Annotated in this window: 1 protein-coding gene; it reads left to right on the forward strand. The window is 64.7% G+C overall.

Going from position 1 to position 836, the window contains the following annotated elements:
• Positions 1-836: AAA family ATPase (locus K6N12_RS33565; RefSeq protein ID WP_222149172.1), on the forward strand; the 836-nt coding region annotated here is incomplete at both ends.

The raw sequence follows: 836 nt of genomic DNA on the forward strand, positions 1-836 counted from the left end.
CCTTCACCGGGGCAGGGGCTGTCGGCGGAACAACGCCAGGCGATCGAGCATGTCACGGGTCCAGCTCAGATCGCCGTGGTGATCGGCTTTGCCGGTGCCGGCAAGAGCACGATGCTGGCGGCTGCCCGCCACGCCTGGGAAGCGCAGGGCTATCGTGTTCATGGTGCGGCTTTGGCCGGCAAGGCGGCGGAAGGCCTGGAGCAATCGTCCGGGATCGCAAGCCGCACATTGGCGTCGTGGGAATACAGCTGGCAGGCTGATCGCGGACGGCTCAACGCTCGTGACGTCTTCGTCATCGACGAAGGCGGAATGGTCGGCAGCCGTCAGCTCGCCCGCTTCGTCGACGAGGTCAAACGGGCCGGCGCCAAGCTCGTGCTGGTCGGCGACCATGAACAGCTTCAGGCGATCGGGGCCGGCGCGCCGTTCCGGGCGATCGCCGAAGCCGTCGGCCATGCGCAGCTGTCGGAAGTTCGACGGCAAAGAACCGATTGGCAGAAGCAGGCCTCGATCGACTTCGCCTCGCATCGGACCGCAGCCGGACTGTCGGCCTACGAGGCACGGGGAAGCCTTCATCTGAAGACGGATCGCGCTGAATGCCTGAAGGCGATCATTGCCGATTACGTCGCTGACCGATCGGCAAATCCCAACGACACGCGCATTGCGATGGCCCATCGACGCGACGACGTGCGCGCCATCAATGCCGGCATTCGTGCTCGGTTGCAGGATCGCGGCGAGTTGGCAAAGGGCAGCAACCCGGCTGGTGATAAGGGTGAGGAACTCACCTACCAGACCAACAATGGGAAGCGATCCTTTGCGCGTGGCGACCGCATCGTCTT

The organism is Rhizobium redzepovicii, assembly GCF_019793435.1.
GTDB lineage: Bacteria > Pseudomonadota > Alphaproteobacteria > Rhizobiales > Rhizobiaceae > Rhizobium > Rhizobium redzepovicii.